The organism is Rhodococcus huquni, from assembly GCF_055231055.1.
In genome coordinates this window covers 433283-451572 of record NZ_JBUYWE010000002.1, presented here as the reverse complement: position 1 = coordinate 451572, position 18290 = coordinate 433283, and the positions used below count along the sequence as shown (strand labels likewise).

General features: G+C 64.4%; 21 protein-coding genes. 14 read left to right on the top strand and 7 right to left on the bottom strand.

The annotated features are described in order from the left end of the window. The first annotated feature begins 19 nt into the window (after window positions 1-19). Window positions 20-1414: an HNH endonuclease signature motif containing protein gene (locus tag ACZI8R_RS05750; protein ID WP_463378608.1), complete on the top strand. Its 1395-nt coding sequence runs from the start codon at window positions 20-22 to the stop codon at window positions 1412-1414. On the opposite strand, the gene ACZI8R_RS05745 is transcribed toward ACZI8R_RS05750, so the two are convergent. Further along, window positions 1363-1728 carry a hypothetical protein gene (locus tag ACZI8R_RS05745; RefSeq protein ID WP_463378607.1) on the bottom strand — a complete coding sequence of 122 codons (366 nt, stop codon included), beginning with the start codon at window positions 1726-1728 and terminating at the stop codon, window positions 1363-1365. The two genes, ACZI8R_RS05750 and ACZI8R_RS05745, sit on opposite strands and share 52 nt — an antisense overlap. Beyond that, window positions 1728-2051, bottom strand: a complete 324-nt coding sequence (locus tag ACZI8R_RS05740) for a type VII secretion target (protein ID WP_463378606.1) — start codon at window positions 2049-2051, stop codon at window positions 1728-1730. The genes ACZI8R_RS05745 and ACZI8R_RS05740 overlap by 1 nt, the downstream gene beginning before the upstream one ends. 123 nt (window positions 2052-2174) lie before the next feature. Here ACZI8R_RS05740 and ACZI8R_RS05735 point away from each other — a divergent pair, with 123 nt between their 5' ends. Both ACZI8R_RS05735 and ACZI8R_RS05730 read left to right on the top strand, forming a co-directional pair. Then, window positions 2175-3854: an alpha/beta hydrolase gene (locus ACZI8R_RS05735; RefSeq protein ID WP_463378605.1), complete on the top strand. Its 1680-nt coding sequence runs from the start codon at window positions 2175-2177 to the stop codon at window positions 3852-3854. Further along, entirely contained in the window at window positions 3854-4393 is a 540-nt protein-coding gene (locus ACZI8R_RS05730) for an LppA family lipoprotein (RefSeq protein WP_463378604.1), read from the top strand. Before ACZI8R_RS05735 ends, ACZI8R_RS05730 begins: the two co-directional genes overlap by 1 nt. Before the next feature lie 7 nt (window positions 4394-4400). Here the strand turns inward: ACZI8R_RS05730 and ACZI8R_RS05725 are convergent, their stop codons facing one another. Next, window positions 4401-4904, bottom strand: a complete 504-nt coding sequence (locus tag ACZI8R_RS05725) for a hypothetical protein (protein ID WP_463378603.1) — start codon at window positions 4902-4904, stop codon at window positions 4401-4403. Between the two features lie 171 nt (window positions 4905-5075). Between ACZI8R_RS05725 and ACZI8R_RS05720 the strand changes: the two genes are divergently transcribed. From ACZI8R_RS05720 to ACZI8R_RS05695, 6 genes are all read left to right on the top strand, one after another. After that, the gene (locus tag ACZI8R_RS05720; RefSeq protein WP_463378772.1) at window positions 5076-6812 is read left to right on the top strand and encodes a CocE/NonD family hydrolase; all 1737 of its coding nucleotides are present in this window, start codon (window positions 5076-5078) and stop codon (window positions 6810-6812) included. 97 nt (window positions 6813-6909) lie between these two features. Beyond that, window positions 6910-7677 carry an SDR family NAD(P)-dependent oxidoreductase gene (locus ACZI8R_RS05715; RefSeq protein ID WP_463378602.1) on the top strand — a complete coding sequence of 256 codons (768 nt, stop codon included), beginning with the start codon at window positions 6910-6912 and terminating at the stop codon, window positions 7675-7677. Window positions 7678-7757: 80 nt separating this feature from the next. Next, window positions 7758-8375: a class I SAM-dependent methyltransferase gene (locus tag ACZI8R_RS05710; RefSeq protein WP_463378601.1), complete on the top strand. Its 618-nt coding sequence runs from the start codon at window positions 7758-7760 to the stop codon at window positions 8373-8375. A 33-nt stretch (window positions 8376-8408) separates the two neighbouring features. Next, window positions 8409-8744: a hypothetical protein gene (locus tag ACZI8R_RS05705; RefSeq protein WP_463378600.1), complete on the top strand. Its 336-nt coding sequence runs from the start codon at window positions 8409-8411 to the stop codon at window positions 8742-8744. Beyond that, the gene (locus tag ACZI8R_RS05700) at window positions 8741-11038 is read left to right on the top strand and encodes a TPR repeat domain-containing protein (RefSeq protein WP_463378599.1); all 2298 of its coding nucleotides are present in this window, start codon (window positions 8741-8743) and stop codon (window positions 11036-11038) included. Before ACZI8R_RS05705 ends, ACZI8R_RS05700 begins: the two co-directional genes overlap by 4 nt. Window positions 11039-11177: 139 nt before the next feature. Then, window positions 11178-11801: a hypothetical protein gene (locus ACZI8R_RS05695; protein WP_463378598.1), complete on the top strand. Its 624-nt coding sequence runs from the start codon at window positions 11178-11180 to the stop codon at window positions 11799-11801. Window positions 11802-11807: 6 nt separating this feature from the next. Here ACZI8R_RS05695 and ACZI8R_RS05690 read toward each other — a convergent pair whose 3' ends face one another. Then, window positions 11808-13364 carry a TM0106 family RecB-like putative nuclease gene (locus ACZI8R_RS05690; RefSeq protein ID WP_463378771.1) on the bottom strand — a complete coding sequence of 519 codons (1557 nt, stop codon included), beginning with the start codon at window positions 13362-13364 and terminating at the stop codon, window positions 11808-11810. 171 nt (window positions 13365-13535) lie between these two features. On the opposite strand from ACZI8R_RS05690, the gene ACZI8R_RS05685 reads away from it, so the two are divergent. From ACZI8R_RS05685 to ACZI8R_RS05665, 5 genes are read left to right on the top strand one after another with little or no spacing between them, the layout of a single operon-like run. Continuing rightward, a complete protein-coding gene (locus ACZI8R_RS05685; protein WP_463378597.1) occupies window positions 13536-14189 on the top strand; it encodes a DUF6474 family protein in 654 nt (217 codons plus the stop codon). A gap of 36 nt (window positions 14190-14225) precedes the next feature. Then, complete coding sequence (locus tag ACZI8R_RS05680; RefSeq protein WP_463378596.1) at window positions 14226-14744, top strand: hypothetical protein; 519 nt, start codon at window positions 14226-14228, stop codon at window positions 14742-14744. Window positions 14745-14784: 40 nt separating this feature from the next. Further along, on the top strand, window positions 14785-15456 hold the full coding sequence (locus tag ACZI8R_RS05675; RefSeq protein WP_463378595.1) for a YcnI family copper-binding membrane protein: 672 nt from the start codon (window positions 14785-14787) through the stop codon (window positions 15454-15456). Continuing rightward, window positions 15453-15977 carry a copper resistance CopC family protein gene (locus ACZI8R_RS05670; protein WP_463378594.1) on the top strand — a complete coding sequence of 175 codons (525 nt, stop codon included), beginning with the start codon at window positions 15453-15455 and terminating at the stop codon, window positions 15975-15977. The genes ACZI8R_RS05675 and ACZI8R_RS05670 overlap by 4 nt, the downstream gene beginning before the upstream one ends. Next, the gene (locus ACZI8R_RS05665; protein WP_463378593.1) at window positions 15977-16921 is read left to right on the top strand and encodes a CopD family protein; all 945 of its coding nucleotides are present in this window, start codon (window positions 15977-15979) and stop codon (window positions 16919-16921) included. Before ACZI8R_RS05670 ends, ACZI8R_RS05665 begins: the two co-directional genes overlap by 1 nt. A 10-nt stretch (window positions 16922-16931) precedes the next feature. On the opposite strand, the gene ACZI8R_RS05660 is transcribed toward ACZI8R_RS05665, so the two are convergent. Genes ACZI8R_RS05660 through ACZI8R_RS05650 form a run of 3 tightly spaced genes read right to left on the bottom strand, consistent with a single transcriptional unit; the run spans window position 16932 to window position 18230 of the window. Further along, window positions 16932-17396 carry an SRPBCC family protein gene (locus ACZI8R_RS05660; RefSeq protein ID WP_463378592.1) on the bottom strand — a complete coding sequence of 155 codons (465 nt, stop codon included), beginning with the start codon at window positions 17394-17396 and terminating at the stop codon, window positions 16932-16934. 1 nt (window position 17397) lies between these two features. Further along, window positions 17398-17886, bottom strand: a complete 489-nt coding sequence (locus ACZI8R_RS05655; protein ID WP_463378591.1) for an SRPBCC family protein — start codon at window positions 17884-17886, stop codon at window positions 17398-17400. Continuing rightward, window positions 17883-18230, bottom strand: coding sequence for an ArsR/SmtB family transcription factor (locus ACZI8R_RS05650; protein WP_463378590.1), 348 nt, complete (start codon window positions 18228-18230; stop codon window positions 17883-17885). Before ACZI8R_RS05650 ends, ACZI8R_RS05655 begins: the two co-directional genes overlap by 4 nt. Between the last annotated feature and the right edge of the window lie 60 nt (window positions 18231-18290).

The following is an 18290-nucleotide window of genomic DNA, read 5'->3' as shown; positions in this document are numbered from 1 at the left end:
GTTCGATCGGGGGGTCGGGGTGGGATTCGAAGCAAGTCTCGAAGCAGTCGAACATGCCGCTGCCCTCCTCGTCGATGGAGACCTCACTCACCTGTCCGATCACGAGGTCGTCGAGTCGATCCGTCAGCTCGAGACCACCCTCCGGAAGTTGGGGGCGGCATCGGATCGCCTGATCGTCGAGACGGTGGAGCGGTCGATTCCCGCTCGTCTCGGCTACAACAGTCCCAACAAGCTGCTCGTAGACGTGATCCGAGTATCGGCGTCGGACGCATCTGCGCGTGTGACCCGCGCACGCGATGTGGGCACCTGGCACGCAATGGGCGGCGAACCGCGCCCCGCGGCGCTTCCTGAGACGGCCGCCGCCCGAGCAGACGGCGCGATCGGCAACGATCACGTTCGGGCCGTGAGCAAGACGCTGCGCAAGGTGCCACGCGCCGTTTCACCGTCCGCCATCGCAGAGGCCGAGAAGATCCTGGCCGATTGCGCTCGACGCGGTACGCCAGAGGACGTCGAGCAGGCCGGGCACAGACTGCTGGCATACCTCGACCCGGACGGCAGCCTCACCGATGATCACGATCGGGCACGGCGCAGGAATCTCCACATCTCCGCGCAGGACTCGCAGCTGATGTCGAAGATCTCAGGCGAACTCGACCCCATCACTCGCGCGCTCCTCGACCCGGTGTTGGAGAAGTGGGCACGCCCCGGAATGAATAATCCCGCCGACCCGGACTCCCCCACCGGCGACAGTGAGGGGCCCGGCATCGACCGAGAGCAACTCGTCGCCGCTGCAGCACGCGACACTCGAACCGCGGGACAACGAAATCACGATGCACTCGCCGCCATGCTCCGAAGCGTGCTGTCCTCGGGCGCCCTGGGTAGTCACCGTGGACTGCCCGCCACAACGATCATCACGATGACGTTGGCGCAGCTGGAGAAGGCCGCGGGCGGGGTTGCCACCACCGCAACCGGAGGCCTGCTGCCCATCGCAGACGCATTGAAGCTCGCGGAGAGATCACACCCTGTGTTGGCCCTGTTCGACCACGACGGCCGTCCGCTTCATCTCGGCAGGAGTCGCCGCTTGGCTTCCTCGGATCAGCGCCTGGCGCTCATCGCTTCCGATGTCGGCTGCACGCGGCCGGGGTGTTCCGCGCCTCCTACTCGGTGCGCCGTCCATCACGTGCACGGTTGGAAGCGTGGCGGCGCCACCGACATCGACAACCTCGCATTGGCGTGCGACGCGTGCCATTCGCTGATAAACGACTCCGAAACCGGCTGGCTCACACGCAAATCAAGAGGCAGAACCGCGTGGATACCGCCACGCCACGTCGACCCCGCCAGGCGACCACGTGTCAACCACCGCCATCATCCACGGGAGCTGCTCGAGGCGGCCTCGGCAGACAGTGATGTCCCGTAGAAGGTTTCGGCAGCGGAGCGGTCCTGCTCGTCATAGGCGGCCAGGGTCTTCTCGAAGTCTGCGCGCATTTCGAGCGCGCGGGCCCGATTCGATTCGATAACCGCCACTGCGGTGGCGGCTTTCTCCCGCACGCTGTCGGCGAATGCGGCCGCGGAGGGCAGGTGACCTTCGCCCAAACCCATGTTCGCAGGGGCCAATTCGTTGCGGGCACGGATGATCAGTCCATCCATGTCCTCGACGAGCTTCGTACAGGCGTCGATGCAGCGAGTCAGTGATCCGCGATCGAGTTCGAGGATTCCGTTCGCGTCCGCCATTACTCGATCCCCCGTCCGGCACCGCTGATCGCCTCGGCATTCGCGTCGTCCGTGCCGTCGTAGCCGGCAGCACTTGCCACCAGGTTGTCCGACAGCCGTGCCACGTCTGCGAGCAGGGCATCACGCCGGCCGTTCACATAAGTGCCGAACGTCTCGAATGCCGCTGCCGCTGTACCGGTCCACGCGGCCGACGAATCCGCTATTTCTCGATCGGTCGCGGTCAAAGCTGTATTCGCATCGGCAAACACCGAATCCATGCTGCCGGCCGCGCCACGCAATTCTGCTGTGTCGACCTGCACTGCCCCACCCTGTCCATTCGTCATCTTCTCGACCCTCCCCTGTCGGCTTCGGCTCGCCAGCTTACGTGGCCTGTGCACAGGCCCGGTGCAAAGGCGTGCAGACTCCGATAGATTGACCGCGCATCGAAGTTTCCTTGGGGGGGGATCGTGGATCTGAGAATGATTCGTGAGTGGGACGTCGTCGTGCTCGAACAACTGGAAGAGTCGCTGTCCGGTCGACTGGCCACTGTCACCGACGTGCAGCAACGCATCACCGAGATCGGGCGGCTGCCCGCCTGGTCCGATACGGCCGCTGATGCCGCACGGCAATCGTTTCGGGTTACGGCCGACGGTCTCACCGATGAGGCGGCTGCGATCGGAGCGGTCCGCCAGTGTGCCCAGGAATCTGCGGCGGCACTGCGACACGTCAAGGCAGAGCTCGGTGAAATCACCTCGTTCGCTGCCGCCAATGGATTCGCGATCGACGACTCCGGGCGGGTGACCGGCGTACCTGGCCAACGAGAAGCCCTCAGGTCGGAGCTCGAAGCCGGCGCGAGAGCACTCATACTGCAGGCAGCGGACATCGACGCCGATGCGGCGAGCGTGTTGGCGCGAGCTGCTGCCGGCAAGATCGACGCAGGTGGTGCCCGCACCACCGGTGAGGCGAGCGCCAAGGGCGCCGAACAGGGTGGACTCACGGCCCCGGCTCCGCCGAAGGATGGGTCTCCGACTCGGAATCGTGAGTACTGGGAGGCGCTGCCGAAAGACCAACGCGCCGAGGTACTCGCCGAACATCCTGAGTGGGTGGGCAATCGGGACGGGATCCCTGCAGTCGCGCGGCACGAGGCGAACGTCAATCAGTTCGACGACGAGCGTACGAGGCTGGAATCGGATCGTGATCGCTTGAAGGGCGAGCTCGACGACAACGTGTTCGGCGGCGCATTCAGCAACAAGGATGCGGAGCTCTGGTACACCGAGCAAAAGCTGAAGGACCTCGATCAGCTCGAGCAGATGGTCGAGAAGAACCCGGACGGCAAGCTGATGCTGCTCGACATGAAGTCCGGGGAACGTTCGATGGCGGCGTTCGCGCTGGGTGATCCGGATACCGCCGATCACATCGCGGTGACCACGCCCGGGATCAACACGACCGTCGAGTCGCTCGAGGGCATGACAAGTGAGGGCAAGGCACTGAAGACGGAAACCGAGCAGCAATTGCACAATGCCGGGCGAGGAGACGAGACGGTCGCAACCGTCGCATGGTTGGGCTACGAGCCGCCCACCACCACGGGGCCGGGAAACTTCGACGTGCCGTTCACGGATCAGAATGTGGGTCGTGGCTGGCTCGTGGACTCCTGGCAATCCGACCGGGCAACGGCCGGCGCGCCGAAGCTCGCTTCCTTCTACGAGGGCCTCGACGCGGCTTCCCAGAAGCCGGATCCTCACATCACTGCGCTGGGCCACTCGTACGGGTCGTATACGCAGGGGCTCGCCCTGCAAGACCCCGCACCCGGCCAGCCCGTGGACGATGCCGTCTTCTACGGGTCGCCGGGGTTCAACGCCGACGACGAGTCCGATCTGGGGCTGGAGCAAGGGCATGGATTCGTGATGCGCGCTCCCGACGATCCCATCACCATCGCCGACGGATTCGGCAAACTCGGGCCCGATCCGGTGCAGACGGACCTCGAGCAGTTGTCGACCGGCGGAGCCACCACTCAGGACGGGGTTCGGCGCGAGGACTCCAACGGGCACAGCGAGTACCCGCGGTCCAGTGCCAACGGCGAGCTCCGAACTTCCGGCTACAACATGGCAGTGGTCATCGCCGGCCTGTCGGATCTGGCGGTGCGGTGATGGCTCGACTCGTACGGACAGGAACTTCGATCGTGGTGGTGAGCACGGCGATCCTGATGGGTGGATGTGGTGACGTGAGCGAGAACCCTTACAACTTCGATGACAGCCAGGTGACCGCGGCCGCCGACCGCATGCATACGTGGCCGTCTCTCGCCGAGTCCGAACAGGTCGTCACCGACACGGTCACTCGGATCGGTGACGCCGCCACTGCCATCGCGCCCGAACTCCAATGGAATTGGAGCTACGACCGCAGCCAAGGGAGTTGCCCCGGCCCGTACGCGAATACGGACGGGGTGTCGGTCACCACCCAACTCCTGGGCTCCGACCTCCCGATCCGCGACGAGAACTGGCCCGCTGTTCTGGACGCCGCCGGGAAGATCGCTGCGGAGGCCGGCATGGATCGACTCGAGGTCCAGGTCGATCAGCCCGACCGGCACGACGTGACCTTCCACAGCGAGGACGGCAACAAGATCACCCTCGGCACCAACCAGGCCTCGTCCGTTCGTGGAACGACAGGCTGCAGATACCCAGCCCCGTAGACGCGGGTCAGGGCGCTACGAAACCGCCGGTGCCCGGCAACGTCGGCTGTCCCTTGTTCACTCCCAGATTGGCTGTGGTGGTGGCGACAGAGAACGCGACCGGCCCCGACCCCGTGCGCACGGTGGTGTGGACGGGAGCCTGGTCCGGGAAGTAGCTGCACGCCTTGAGCAGCGCGCTGCCGTGGTCGCCGGTGCCGAGGTTCTGGAAGTTGATCTGCAGCATCGCGCCCCCGGCAGTCGTTCCGCACACGTCGGGGCTGAATGCCGTCGAGAGTCGGGTTTCCCCGGGCACGGGCGACGTCTGGGCCAGCACCGATCCCGAGTACGCGCCCGGCACCGGGAGTCCGTCGACCCAGAGCCCCGTTGCCGGAATCTGGTAAACGGGAATCGGCGCGGGGCCGATCACCGGGCCGATCGGTTCGGCAGCGACCGGGGCAGCGATCGCCATGGTCGTTCCCAGCGCCGACAGCGCACCGAGCGCAGCAATGCACAGACGTTTCAGGTGTGGCATCAAGTCCTCCAGACGGGAATGTTCACATGATTGAACCTCATGACTGGGTTCAATGCGGGCGAAAACACTGCCCCACCAGCAAGTACAGACTATTCTTCGAGGTCAGGTGGTTACACCGACTCGAGGGGTAGGTGCGTCGTGCGCCATGGTCTCCGCGTACTGATATCGGTCATGTTCGTCGCCGCGGCGATAACCTTTCCGGCTGTCGGCACTGCCCAATCGCCCGGATACACCGAACAGCTCCTGTATTTCTCGGTGCACGTCGGGCCGGGTGACTCCCAGCAGTGCACCATCATCGGCCAACTCGTCGTCCCCCACTCCGCATCCGAGTCCAACCGAGTTCCTGCAGTCCTGACCACCAACGGATTCGGCGGCTCCTACCAGGGGCAGCTCCCACTCGCCCGAACGGCCGCGATGAACGGTTATGCAGCACTGGCCTATTCCGGCCTCGGCTTCGGCGGCAGCGCATGCAAGATATCCCTCGACAGTCCCGAATACGACGGCCGCGCGGCCGCGCAGCTCGTGAGCTTCCTCGGTGGCGCGGACGGAATCGCCTTCACCGATCCGGCTCTCACCCAACCGTTCGCTCCGCCGACCATGATCGAACGTGACACGCACGATCACGACGGAAGCCCGTCCGTCGACGACCCGGTCGTGGGAATGGTGGGCGGTTCGTACGGCGGCGGGGTTCAATTCGCCGCGGCGGCAACCGATCCCCGAATCGACACGATCATTCCGATGATCACCTGGAACGATCTGTCGTACTCACTCACCCCCAACGGCACTTCGGTGACGTCCGGCGTGTCCAGTGACGTGCCCGGAGCGGCCAAGGTGCTGTTCGCGTCCGCTTTGTTCACGAGTGGCGTGACCAACCCGCAGGCTGCCGGCTACGCAGCCGATCCAGCGCGAGCAGCGGAATGCCCCAATTTCCTTCCCTTCATGTGCACCGCGATCTCCGAGGCTGCCGTGCTGGGCACCCTCAGCCCGCCGATCATCGCGCAGCTGCGCGCGGACTCCGTCGTCAGCTACGTCGACCGCATCCGAGTGCCCGTCCTTCTCGCACAGGGACAGCAGGACACTCTCTTCGATCTGAACGAGTCGGTCGCGACCTACGACGCACTGCGCGCGCGAGGTGTCGAGACGAAAATGATCTGGCATTCCTGGGGGCACAGCCATCTCACGCCGGCACCGGGCGAGTTCAGCTTCACTGCCCCGGATCCCGCAACCCAATACGAAACCGGTCGAGTCTTCGACTGGTTCGACCACTATCTGAAGGGCACCGGCGACACCGGACCGCAGTTCGCCTACTTCCGCGACTGGGTGGGCTACAGCGGCAATGCCGAGCCCGCCTATGCCACCAGCTCCGCGTACCCGGTGGGCGTCGACCGCGCATTCCACCTCTCCGGCGACGGACGACTCGTCGATTCTGCCGCCCAAGCCGTGCCGGGCGCGGCGACCATCACTACGGGAGCAGCAGGCCTGCCCACCGGACTCGAAGCCCCCAACCTCACGCCGTCGGACCCGGTCCCGGCGATTGCTCTGCCCGGATCCCAAACGGGGTGGACCAGCGTTCCGTTCGCCGATCCGGTGGACGTCGTCGGCATCCCGAAGGTCACCTTGCGGGTGCAGTCTGCCGGGCACCCCGTGGTGTTCGCCAAGCTCTACGACGTGGCCCCCGACGGCAACGCCACTCTGATCAACGGACTCGTCATGCCGATACGGATCACCGATCCGACCGCGCCGGTTCCCGTCACGCTTCCCGGAATCGTCCACCGCTTCGACACAGGACACTCGATACGGCTCGAAGTGGCCGGTGGCGACCTCAGCTTCCGGGGCGGACTCGAATCCACCGCCGTCACTCTGATCAGCGAAGGATCCGGGCCCCTGGTACTCCCGGTCGCCGGGTGACTCCCGGTCGCTGGGTGACCGGTCACAGTCCGTTCGCGTTATGGTGCAATTCACCAGAGTCGACCGTTCAGAAGGTCGCCGGAGAAGAGGAGCGAACGTGGAAATTCAGGGAACCGCTGCACTGGTCACCGGAGGCGCGTCAGGCCTCGGTGCTGCGACCGCCAAGCGTCTCGCGGATGCGGGCGCCACCGTATTCGGCCTGGACCTCGCGCAGTCCATCGAGCGTGCCGGTGACAACGTCCCCGCGGGCGTCACTCTCATCCCGGCCGATGTCACCAGCGAAGAGGACGTCAAAGCCGCGCTCGAAAAGATCGGTGAGGCCGGCGTCCCGCTGCGCATCGTCGTGAACTGCGCGGGCGTCGGTTGGGCCGGACGCATCCTGTCCAAGAAGGGGCCGCACGACCTCGAGCTCTTCCGCACGGTGCTGACCGTGAACCTGCTGGGCACGTTCAACGTCATGCGCCTCGCCGCAGACGTCATCTCCAAGACGGACACCGTCGACGAGTCGGGGCAGCGTGGCGTCGTCGTCAACACCGCGTCGGTGGCCGCGTTCGAGGGCCAGATCGGACAGATCGCCTACTCCGCATCGAAGGGCGGCGTGCACGGCATGACCGTTCCTGCGGCTCGTGACCTCGCCCAGTTCGGCATTCGTGTCAACACGATCGCGCCCGGAATCATCGACACCCCGATGCTCGCGGGCGTCACCGACGAATACCGCGCGGGCCTCGAGGCCGGCGTGCCGTTCCCGTCGCGTCTGGGTAAGCCCAGCGAATACGCACAGCTCGTGCAGATGATCGCCGAGCACGACTACCTCAACGGTGAGACCATTCGTATGGACGGCGCCCTCCGCATGGCGCCTCGGTAAAGCTTCGCCTGTGAGTGGCCGACGAGTCCCTGGACTCGTCGGCCACTCACAGGGAGCGAAGCTCCCGCTTGGAGGATGACATGGGTTTCTACGCGAACCAGATCGTTCCGCGGCTCGTGAACGTCAGCTGCGGAGTGAAGCTCACCGGCGCACATCGGCGCCGGGTCTGCTCCGGACTCCACGGCCAGGTGGTGGAAATCGGGTTCGGATCGGGACTGAACGTTCCGTTCTACCCCGCCGCCGTGTCTTCCGTGAACGCCGTCGAGCCGGCCGATGTCGGCTGGAAACTCGCGAGCGAACGAGTCGCGGCATCCTCCGTCCCCATCGAGCGGTCGGGCTTGGACGGCCAGTCCCTTCCGTTCCCCGACAACACCTTCGACACCGCACTGTCCACCTGGACGATGTGCACCATCCCCGACATCGACACGGCACTGCACGAGCTACGGCGAGTTCTGAGGCCCGGCGGAACCCTGCACTTCGTCGAACACGGGAGCGCCCCTGACGAGAACGTCCGAAAGTGGCAACACCGCCTCGAGCCGATTCAGAAGACTTTCGCCGGCGGTTGCCACCTCACCCGAGACATCCCTGCCCTGCTCACCGACGCGGGATTCGAGGTCCAAGAAGTCGACAACTTCTACGACGAAGCCGCACCCAAGATCGCCGGAGCCTTCTCCCTGGGGCGTGCCGTGTCCGGTTAAGCTGATCGGACAACATTGGGCACGGGGGGAATATTGAGTTCGTTCAGAGCAGACCTGGAGAAACTGGAAGGGCTGGGGGGTGTGCTTCACGGCCTTGCGCAGGAGGCAGGCGGGCTCAAGACGGGGCCCGCTGCGGGCCCGTTTCTGTCGAGTCCCGGCGGCATGATGAGTTCAGTACTCGAAGCGTCCAGCATCTCGCACGACTTGATCGATGGGGCGCTGGTGCCTGCAATCAAAGAGCGCCTCGGTGAAACAGGCGACGTAATGATCCACACCGCGCAGGAGTACCGGAACCAAGACGAATCGAACGCAGAGAAGCTGGCCACCAATTACGCCAATGCAACCGGCGATTGGAACGAGCAGCCGTGAGCCTTACTCGCAATCAGATCAGTTCGTGGAACCCGACTGGGCTGACCGATATCGGCGACGCATGGATCGCACTCGGCGCCAAAGTGGAAGACTTGTTCACCCGGTACGTCGACGGCGTTACGAAGGTGAACGACGCTTACTGGGAAGGTGTCACCGCCGACGCCGCACAGGGCCGCGCCACTGCAGACAAGAAGACCGCAGTGGTGGTCGTCGATGCACTCGAGGCGCTGGCGGATCGTGCGAAGCAGGGATTTCACGAAATCGATGCGCCGCTTCAACGTGCGCGCCACGCGATCTCCGGTGCAGAGAGTGCCGGCTTCCGTGTCTCGGAGAACCTTGCGGTGACCGATCCAGCTACTGCAGATCCTGACAGTGATCGCGTGCAGGCCATGCGAGACTGGCAGCGCGAGCTCGACGATTCGGCGAATGCGGCCGAGCAGGCCGACCGGAGCGTAAAGGACGCGCTGAGTACAGGGCGGGGTGACCTTCGCGCCAAATTCACATCGGCCGCAACATTGGGTGCGGACCAGGCACGTAAAGACACTGCAGACCTACTTGCACACCCGGAGTCCCTGACACCAGAGCAGATTCAGAGACTGGCCGACGGCGGCAGTCTTACACCGGAACAACTCTTGTCACTTGAAAATGGTTCTACTGCAACCATTCCGGCCTCTCAGATGGAGTATCTGAACCAGCTCAGTCGTTCGATGGACGGGAAGAGCCCCCAAGAGATTCAGCAGTTGATGGACAAACTCCCGCCGGATACTCAACGTGCAGTGGCGAACTCACTTCAGCTCGTCTCGAACGAGAAGGTGACCGCGTCGGTCAAGGGCGATTCGGAAGTTCCGACCAAGGGCGGCGTCGAGCTGCTGCCTACAAAGGTCAAAGAGTCGTTGACACGGGATGACCTGGTTGTCACAGGGTTTGAGAGATCGGGATACGCGGCACATCCGAGCACGGCACTCAATGGAGTCGCCGACAACCAGGCGATCGCGAAGATCGTCGATGCGGGTGATTCCGAATACAAGGCAGGTAGCAGTTTGGATCGACACCTCATGGACGTCGGTCGCCAGTACCTCGATGCGCAGGTGGCGCACGAGCAGAACCCCGACAACAAGCTTCACTACTTCACCGTGGACGGGAGGGGAACGACTGACACGGACATCACAGAAGGCATCTTCCAAGCTGTGGGGGACGACAAGATCGCCGTCCACGATGCAGTCACCAACCCCGACCATGGCAAAGATTTCGTCAGCGACGTAATGACGCACAACTGGTCCGACGATGGAAAGGCCGCGTCGACGATGTTCCAGTTCGGCGACCTGGACGCGAGCGTCCAGGATCCCAACAATGCAAATGACGTTGCGACCGCCACCCGAACAGGTGGCATCATGTCCGCAGTCGCGGAGTCCATGAGCACCAACGAGGCGTGGGAACTCATGAAGAACGTTCCTGAGACCGACAAGCAATCCATCGGCCAGATCAATCCGAGTCTTCTCCAGTCCGTCGCCCACAGCATGTCGCCCTACGCCGCAGATCTTGCCGGTGCAGACCAGCCCGACAAGCCCGGTTTCGACATCGCCGGGTGGGCCGACCCGAGCAACAACGGCCATCTCGCCGGATCGTCGAATGTTTTCGCTGCGCTGAACACGGACGAAGCGGCTGGAACCGAATTCACCAAGAACGCCTACGCGGCAATGCTCGCCAAAGAAGGTGAGTACGCACAGGACCCTTACGCGTCGAACGCTGCCAATTCGCTCTCCACAGCTGGCCGACTACAGGGCTTGGTCGACAAGGGCCTCCTTTTGTCGACAACAGACGAATTCACCGACACGGCAGAGCGGAACCAACAAGCGTACGACCGTAAGTCGGCGGCTTACGGAGCCATCACATCTCTCGGTGGCCCCGCCCTCGACTCCGTTCGCGGCGGCGCGTTCGTCAACACGATGATCAGCGCAGGCGGCGACCCATTGAAGGAAGCAGTTATCGGAAGCCCGCCGGGCCCTGCAGAATCGGCACAACTGTCTGGCCCTGACTGGAACAAGCACTATTACAGCGTTCTCACTGCCACCCCGAACCTCCCTCCCGAATTGGCCAACGACGCCAACTATGACTGGGCCTTCGACGAGAAGGGGAACCTGTTGCCCTGGGATCAGGCGCAGACGAATTTGTCCAACAACCTGGAACGGGGCGGTGACTACGAAACGATGTTCAATCGTTCCGGACGACAGGACGACGGGCACGGCACCCGAATCACCCAAGGATATGACGATGTGGTGCGAAATGACGGATAAGAGAATGCTGCGCGCTGCTGCTCTGGCTGCTGTGACACTGACTGTTTCGTGTGGGGCGGACGGAGCCAACCCGGCGCCTCTCGAACCAGAACCCCCGGCACCGATCCCCCACTCCTACCGTTGGTCAGCGGAACCCTCCGTGGACTTGTTCAGTCGCGGCGCTGAACTGGTACGTGCCACATATGAGGCAGGAGGCCTCTCGTTCTTCAGGGGCATCGACCATTCATTCCCTGGCTACCGCGACGCACTCGGAGGACCGATCGGCCCCCTTGACCCGGACGTCTTGGATTCGGTCGGTTCGGTCGATCCGATCGGAGTTCCGTTGCCAACTACCAATTTTCGACATATCGCCGAAATGTCCTCGAACGACCGTTCCGTAGAGGCGACAGTCTGCACCTACGAAACGTTTGCCAACGACTCTGATAATAGGCTGGCACCGCGATTCGGGCAGACTCGGATCGAGCTAGAGAATGTGGGTGAGTCAGCGGGCACGCCCGGAACGCCGGATGCTGATCCGAATATCGAAGACCCGGGATCGCGCAATCCACCCGACTGGAATATCTTCGAAGACTGGAAGATAAGAGTCTTCAAAACGGATACACCGCAACCGGCCGAGTGCGGCCGCTGGTGGCATACCCAATTCCCCACTTTGCCGTTCGACACTGAAACCGGTCAGGTCGACATCCCCAGTGGTTTCAAAGCGCCGACACAGCCCGTAGCCATCCAGTATCCCGAATGGATCGGTCCCGGACAGGAGCAGTGAGCCGCCTCACAAGTCCCCAGCCAGCGGAATTTCCTGCACGGCACGGTCGCTCATCCATTCACGCAGCACCTTGGTCGCGATGACGTCGTCCTCGTTGTATTCGAGGATTCGCTGGCGCTGGCTGGTGACCACGTCTCCGTCGTATCCGACGGCCTCTCGGTACCAGCCCATGGATGCCTCGCCGCCGGCCTCGTCGTCGCGCCAGCGAAATCCGGCGATGGGAGCAATCTTCTTGAGCCCCTTGCCGTTGGGACAGATGAACTGCTCGCTCACCACTTGGTAGATGTCGACCCATTGGGGGCTGTCGATGAACTCGCGCACTTCGGCCTTTGTGGGGATACCCGGCATACCCGCGAAACGCTTCGCCGAACCGAGTAGCCACTTGTCTTCGGCCGCACGCGAATAGCAATACGCTGCAAAGGTTTTTCCGGTTGCCGCTGCCGCCGCACGCTCGGCCATCAGCCACGTCCAGAATTCGGCGAACGACCGCGCTTCGTCGTCTGTGGGCAGCGGTTCCCACGTGACGAAGGGCCGGTGGACGGAGACCTCGCCGGTGTTCAGCAGAGTTCCCCACAGGTACGCACCGTGCTCCTGGTAGCTCTCCATGTCGACGTCCACCTCGACGTCTGCGCGGGTCACCTGGACGGTCTCGAATCGGCGCACCAACGGTGCACCGGCCAGCCACGCCTTCGCGGTGATCACGGCGTCGGCGAAGTCACCGTGCGGCCACTCCTCGATGGGTTCGCCCTCCCATGACGCGAGATCGTCGATCGTGTGACATCCGCGCTCACGCAACAGATCTGCTCGCGATCCACTGGCCACCAGGCTCACGTCTCGCGATTCGGCGAGCTCCGATTTGCAGCCCGGCCACCATGGGCAGGAACGACATTCGCCTATCTGCGAGGGTTTGGTCTCGGTCTCGCCGCGGGCAATGGCGATCCGGTCGGCAAACCGTTCGTCGTACTCGTCGAGGATGTCGGCGAGATCGTGGACGTAGATGCAATCTCCGCCGTATCCGATCGCGCCGCCGACGAGGGCCGGCGTGGCGAGCGACCGCCGCTCGAGCATGCGGTAGATCTGCGCCACCCGCATCTGATCACGGATCTGGCTACGTGGTTTCCGCTTCTCGTCGACGGTCGGCTCCCACTCGAACAGTCCCGACGTGGTCGCGCCGCGCCCGGGGTCCGTCACTTTGTGGTTGACCACGATCACCGGGATATAGCCGCCCTGCGAGGCGTCCCGCATCAGAATTTCACAGTGCCCTTTGCGCCCGCTGTCTCGTTCGGCCGGCAGTACCGCGCCCCAGATTCGGTCGACTCCGGCAACACACGCCTCGAGCGTCGCGGCCGCCCGCTCCCGTCGCGACAGGTCGGGATCGATCACCACCCACCGATCGGGATCGGCGCCAACGAGCTGGTCCCGCACCTCGGCCCGCTTTGCGGCCGCCGATTCTTGTCGCTGACGTACACCCGAATCCTCGGGCCCGTCGAACACCTGACCGGGATGGGCGGCATCGAGATGAACCCGATGACGACACCGCGTGAGCGCCCCTGGGTCGAGCAGCACCGCAGGACTTCCCGACGTCCGCTCGAGGCCGACGTCGGGTTCTGATTGCCGACCGTTTTTGGAACACACGATGACGAAGATTATGTGCTCCCCTAGGCTGATCCCGAACCACCGGATGCAGTTGGTAGCGTGGGCTGCGCTGAAACACCAGGAAAAGGGGTCTTTTCGATGGCGTTGTTCAAGAAACGTACGTCCCGAGCTACCCGCAAAGCGGAGGCGAAGGCGCTCAAGCACAAGGCTGCGGTCGAAGCCAAGCTGAGCGCGAAGAACGAACGCAAGCGCGACAAGGCTGCGGCCAAGTCGCTCAAGAAGGTCGGCAAGACCGAGACCAAGAAGCAGAAGAAGGTCGAGAAGGCGCAGGTCGCGAGCCTCAAGGCTCAGGAGAAGGCCGCCGCCCAGAAGGGCCTGAGCGTGGCGAAGGTACGCAAGTACCTCGGCGTCGCGCGGCTGCTGACGCCCGTCCTTCTCCCCATCGCCTACCGGGCCGCCACTGCGGTACGCGGTCAGGTCGACGCCAAGCGTGCGCACAAGTTGGGTGTGGGAGTCGATCAGCTCGGCGAGTTCACCGGGCACGGCGGAAAGCTGAGCGCCCGCATCGTCGGCGCCGAGTCTTCCGTCAAGAAGGTCCTCGCCCAGCGGCCGAACGATGCCGAGACCCAGGCGTTCGCGTCCGCCACGCACGATCGGCTGAACGACCTCAACACTGCGGTCCACGCTGCCGAGCAGATGCCGCCGCCGCGGCGGAAGTCGGCTCACACCGCGATCTCCGCGGAGCTCGACGGGGTCGAGGCCGACCTCCTGGCACGCCTCGGCGTGCGTTGATTCACCGCCAGTAGACACAGCGAGTCGTAGAAGCACATGTCCGCCGCCCATCCCGAACCCATCGCGATTCTGCGAGGCACCGCCGTCGGCGCCCTGTCCGCAGGCCTCGCGTTCGCGGCTCACGGGATGGGCGGCGGACATGCGCCGACACCGTCGGCACTCGTCCTGTTGGTGATCGTGTGTGCGGGTCTCGGCGCCGTCGTCACTTCGCTTCCGCCGCACCGACACGCCCGGATGTATCTGGTCGCAGCTCTCGGCGGCGGACAGCTACTGGGGCACGTCGCTCTCAGCGCTACTGCCCATTCACACTCGGCGGTTCCGCCGGTCGCCATGCTGATCGCGCACGCCGCAGCCACCGCGGTGTGTGCCGTCCTGGTCTCGGCGGCAGAGAAGCTGTACTGGCCCATCGTTCGGGTGCTGCGCGTGATCCTGCGCAGCCCTACGCCGCCCACACCCCACACCCCTCAGCTCGTCGTCACCCCGAGCCTCTCGGACCCCGTCGACGAGTTGCTACGCGCCAGCATTTCGCGGCGCGGTCCTCCGGTACGGATCTGACTTCCCCGTCTCGATCCCGCATACCCAGAAGGACAAATTCATGAACTCCCTCGTTTCGCGTGCTCTCTTCACGGCCGGAGCAGCGGGCAGCGCCATGCTGCTCACTGCCGGTATCGCGTCCGCACACGTCACCGTCGCGGCTCCGGACGCCGCGCAGGGCGGATACTCCGTCCTTACCTTCCGTGTCCCCACCGAGTCCGACACCGCCTCCACCACTCAGGTTTCGGTGGAGCTTCCCGGATTGAAGTCGGCCCGCACGGAACCGCTGCCCGGCTGGACGTCCGTCGTCGAGAAGGACCCGCAGTCCCAACTCGCCAACCGGGTCACCTGGACGGCAGATCCGGGCGTCGGTGTCGCGCCCGGTCAGTTCCAGCAGTTCGTGCTCTCCGCCGGGCCTCTCCCCGAAGAGGAAGAGGTTTCGTTCGCCGCAGCGCAGACGTACAGCGACGGTCAGCTCGTCAATTGGGATCAGCAGCCCGCCGACGACGGCAGCGAACCCGAGAAGCCCGCTCCGTCACTGACGCTGGCCGCCGCCTCGGAGGACGGGCACAGCCACGGCAGCCATGACGCCACTTCGGACAACTCGTCCGAAGCGTCCGAAGACTCGTCGACCGACGACACCGCGCGTTGGCTCGGCGGCATCGGCCTCGTCCTCGGCGCACTCGGTGCCGCCCTCGGCATCGGAGCCACGATCCGCGGTCGCCGTTCATGAGTAGGCGTATCCGCGCGGTTGCGGTCGGACTCTTCGCGTTGATGGCCCTGATGCTCACCGCAGGTCCTGCTTCGGCGCACTCCGTGGTGATCGGGTCCAACCCCGAGGAGGGGACACAGGTCGCTGCCGGCCCCGCCGAGGTGTCCGTGACCTTCAACGAGGCGCTGCAGGAGGGATTCGCTTCCCTCACCGTCGTCGGACCCGACGGCAACCTCTGGTCGCGCAGTGACGCGGCAGTCGACGGTCCGACCGTCAGCACCGAGGTCGGCGACCTCGGCCCGGTGGGCGACTACACGATCGCGTTCCGAGTCACCTCCGCCGACGGGCACCCGGTCAGCGGCACCCGCACCTTCACCCTGACCGAGGAGGGCGCCGGCACTCCCGGGCCCGCGGCGGACAGCTCCGGGTCCGGTGACTCCGGATCGGACGGTGTGCCGATCTGGGTGTTCGTCGTCGCCGGGGTCGTGGTGTTCGCGGGCGCGCTCGCGTTCGCGCTCCGGAAGCCGCGCGAGGACAACTGATGAACGTGGGTACGGCGAGTCGCTGGTGGTTGCTACTCGCCGTACCCACGGCATTGTTGGGTGTCGCGCTCGCATGGGCGCTCGCGGGGCCCGTCGGTCCGGGAGCGGCCACGGTGGTCCGCGCACTGACGCTGATCATCGGCTCGGTGGTCTTCGGGCTCGGCGTTCTCGCTTGGATGGGCCGAGACGACCGCCGACCGGCCATGTCTGCCGACACTCTGTGGCGCGCTGTTGCTGCTCTCGGAGGACTCTGGGCTCTGTGCGAGGCGGTACTGCTGACGATGACGGCCGCATCCGTCGAGAACGCCACCCTCTCTCGCATGTCCGTCGCTCAGTTCACCGAGTTCCTCACGGGTGCCACTGCCGGCCGGATCGGCGCGGCCTCCGTGGTGTGCACCGTTGCCATCGCAGGCTGGGCGGCGTACGCGTTTCGGTCCGGACACGACTCACCGGTGATGCCGTTGATCGCCCTGTCCGCGGTTTCACTGGTGCTACGGCCGGTCACCGGCCACATGTCACAACAGGTGCTGGGTTCGGCCCTCGACGCCGTCCATGCCCTCGCCGCCGCGACGTGGGTGGGCGTGCTGGCAGCCCTGGCTCTCGCCCTGAAATCACGTGGTGCGTGGGCAGTATGGCTGCCCCGCTACTCGGTACTCGCCTGGCGATGCGTGTGGGTGCTGACCGTCACCGGGGTGATCGACGCAGCGGTGAAAATCGGATCCCTCACCGCTGCTTACGAAACCGGATACGGACGCATCGTTCTTGCCAAGACACTCACGCTGGTGGCACTGCTCGGGCTCGCGTGGTGGTGGCGACAAACCTGGGTGAAAGGCGCTGCTGCCCACCGCATCAGCGCTGAAGCGTCACTTCGCCGCGCGGTCGTCGAGGTAGTCGCAATGGGTGTGCCCTTCGGACTGGCTGCCGCCTTGGCCACCACCGCCTGACGAGCAGCAACTACCTGCGCTCCACCGTGCGTGCCAGGATCCCCAGCGTCGCCCTTAATCCGCTTTCCGGAATGACCGGGAAGATTCCCTTGTCCCGGTAGCGCTCCGCGATGTGACTCCAGTCGTAGTACGAGGTGACGAGGGTTCCCGTCTCGCTGGACTCGAGCCGGTATCCGTAGCGATGCTCGATCGGCGGCTGGATGGTTCCGGAGATCGTCCACTCGATCCGAGCGTCCTGCTCGAACTCGGTGATGATGACCGCGACGTCGTACTTGCCCATCGGCAGATCGTTCAGCGACTCCCTGTCCATGTGTACGACGAAGGTGTCGCCCGCTTTCTCGACCGGGCGACCCTCCGCCGACTGCAGCATTCCGGAACTGTCGATCGACACGTGTCCGGCCGGATCACACAGCAACGCAAAGATTTCTGCGGGCTGCGCCGCGATCGTCCGCTGCACCTCGAAACGTTCTGGCACGTCACAGACCCTTGGCAATGAGAGCGTCCAGGCGCTCGTAGCCTTCGCGGACACCGGTTTCCATATCACTCGCCATCATGCCGTCGCGGGCCTCGACGCTGGGAAACACCGAATGCCCCTCGATGCGGGTGCGGCCGTCTCCCAGGTCGACGAGTGTCATCGACTCGATGCTCACCGTGTCCGGGTATCCCTCGAATTCGAAGGTCTGGATCACGAACTCGTTGTCGCGCACCACGTGGTAGACGCCGTTGAACGCGTACTCCTCGCCTTGCGGGTCCCGATGGATATAGCGGTAGCGCCCGCCCGTCTTGAATTCGTATTCCACGATCTCCATCTCCAACCCGTTGGGGCCGAGCCACTGCTTGACCAAGTCGGGATCGGAATAGGCGCGGAACACTGTCGCCACGGGTGCGTCCACGACGCGGGTGATGTCGATGAACGGAACGCCCTCGGGCGCTTCGATGGTCACGGGGTTGGTCGACGTAGTCATTGCTCTGTCTCCTTCAGATCGTTCAGCACGTTGTCGAGTTTGCGAAACTGCTGCTCTCTGACGAGTCGGTATCTGTCGATCCACGCAGTGAGGTCTTCGAGTCGGGACGCATTCAAATGCACCGGCCTGCGTTGCGCCTCCCGTGTACGGGTGACGATCTCGGCCTGCTCGAGCACGTGAATGTGCCGGGAAACGGCTTGCTTGGTGATCTCGAAGGGCTCGGCCAGTTCGTTGACCGTTGCCGGCCCTCGACTGAGTCGTGCCACTATCCGCCGCCGCACCGGATCCGCCAGGGCCATGAACGCTCTGTCGAGTCTGTCTTCGGCTTCCGGATCCCAGATCATTAATCAACCATTTCCTTTATCAACGTTTACGTTGATTACGTTAGACCCGCCGATCGCGCT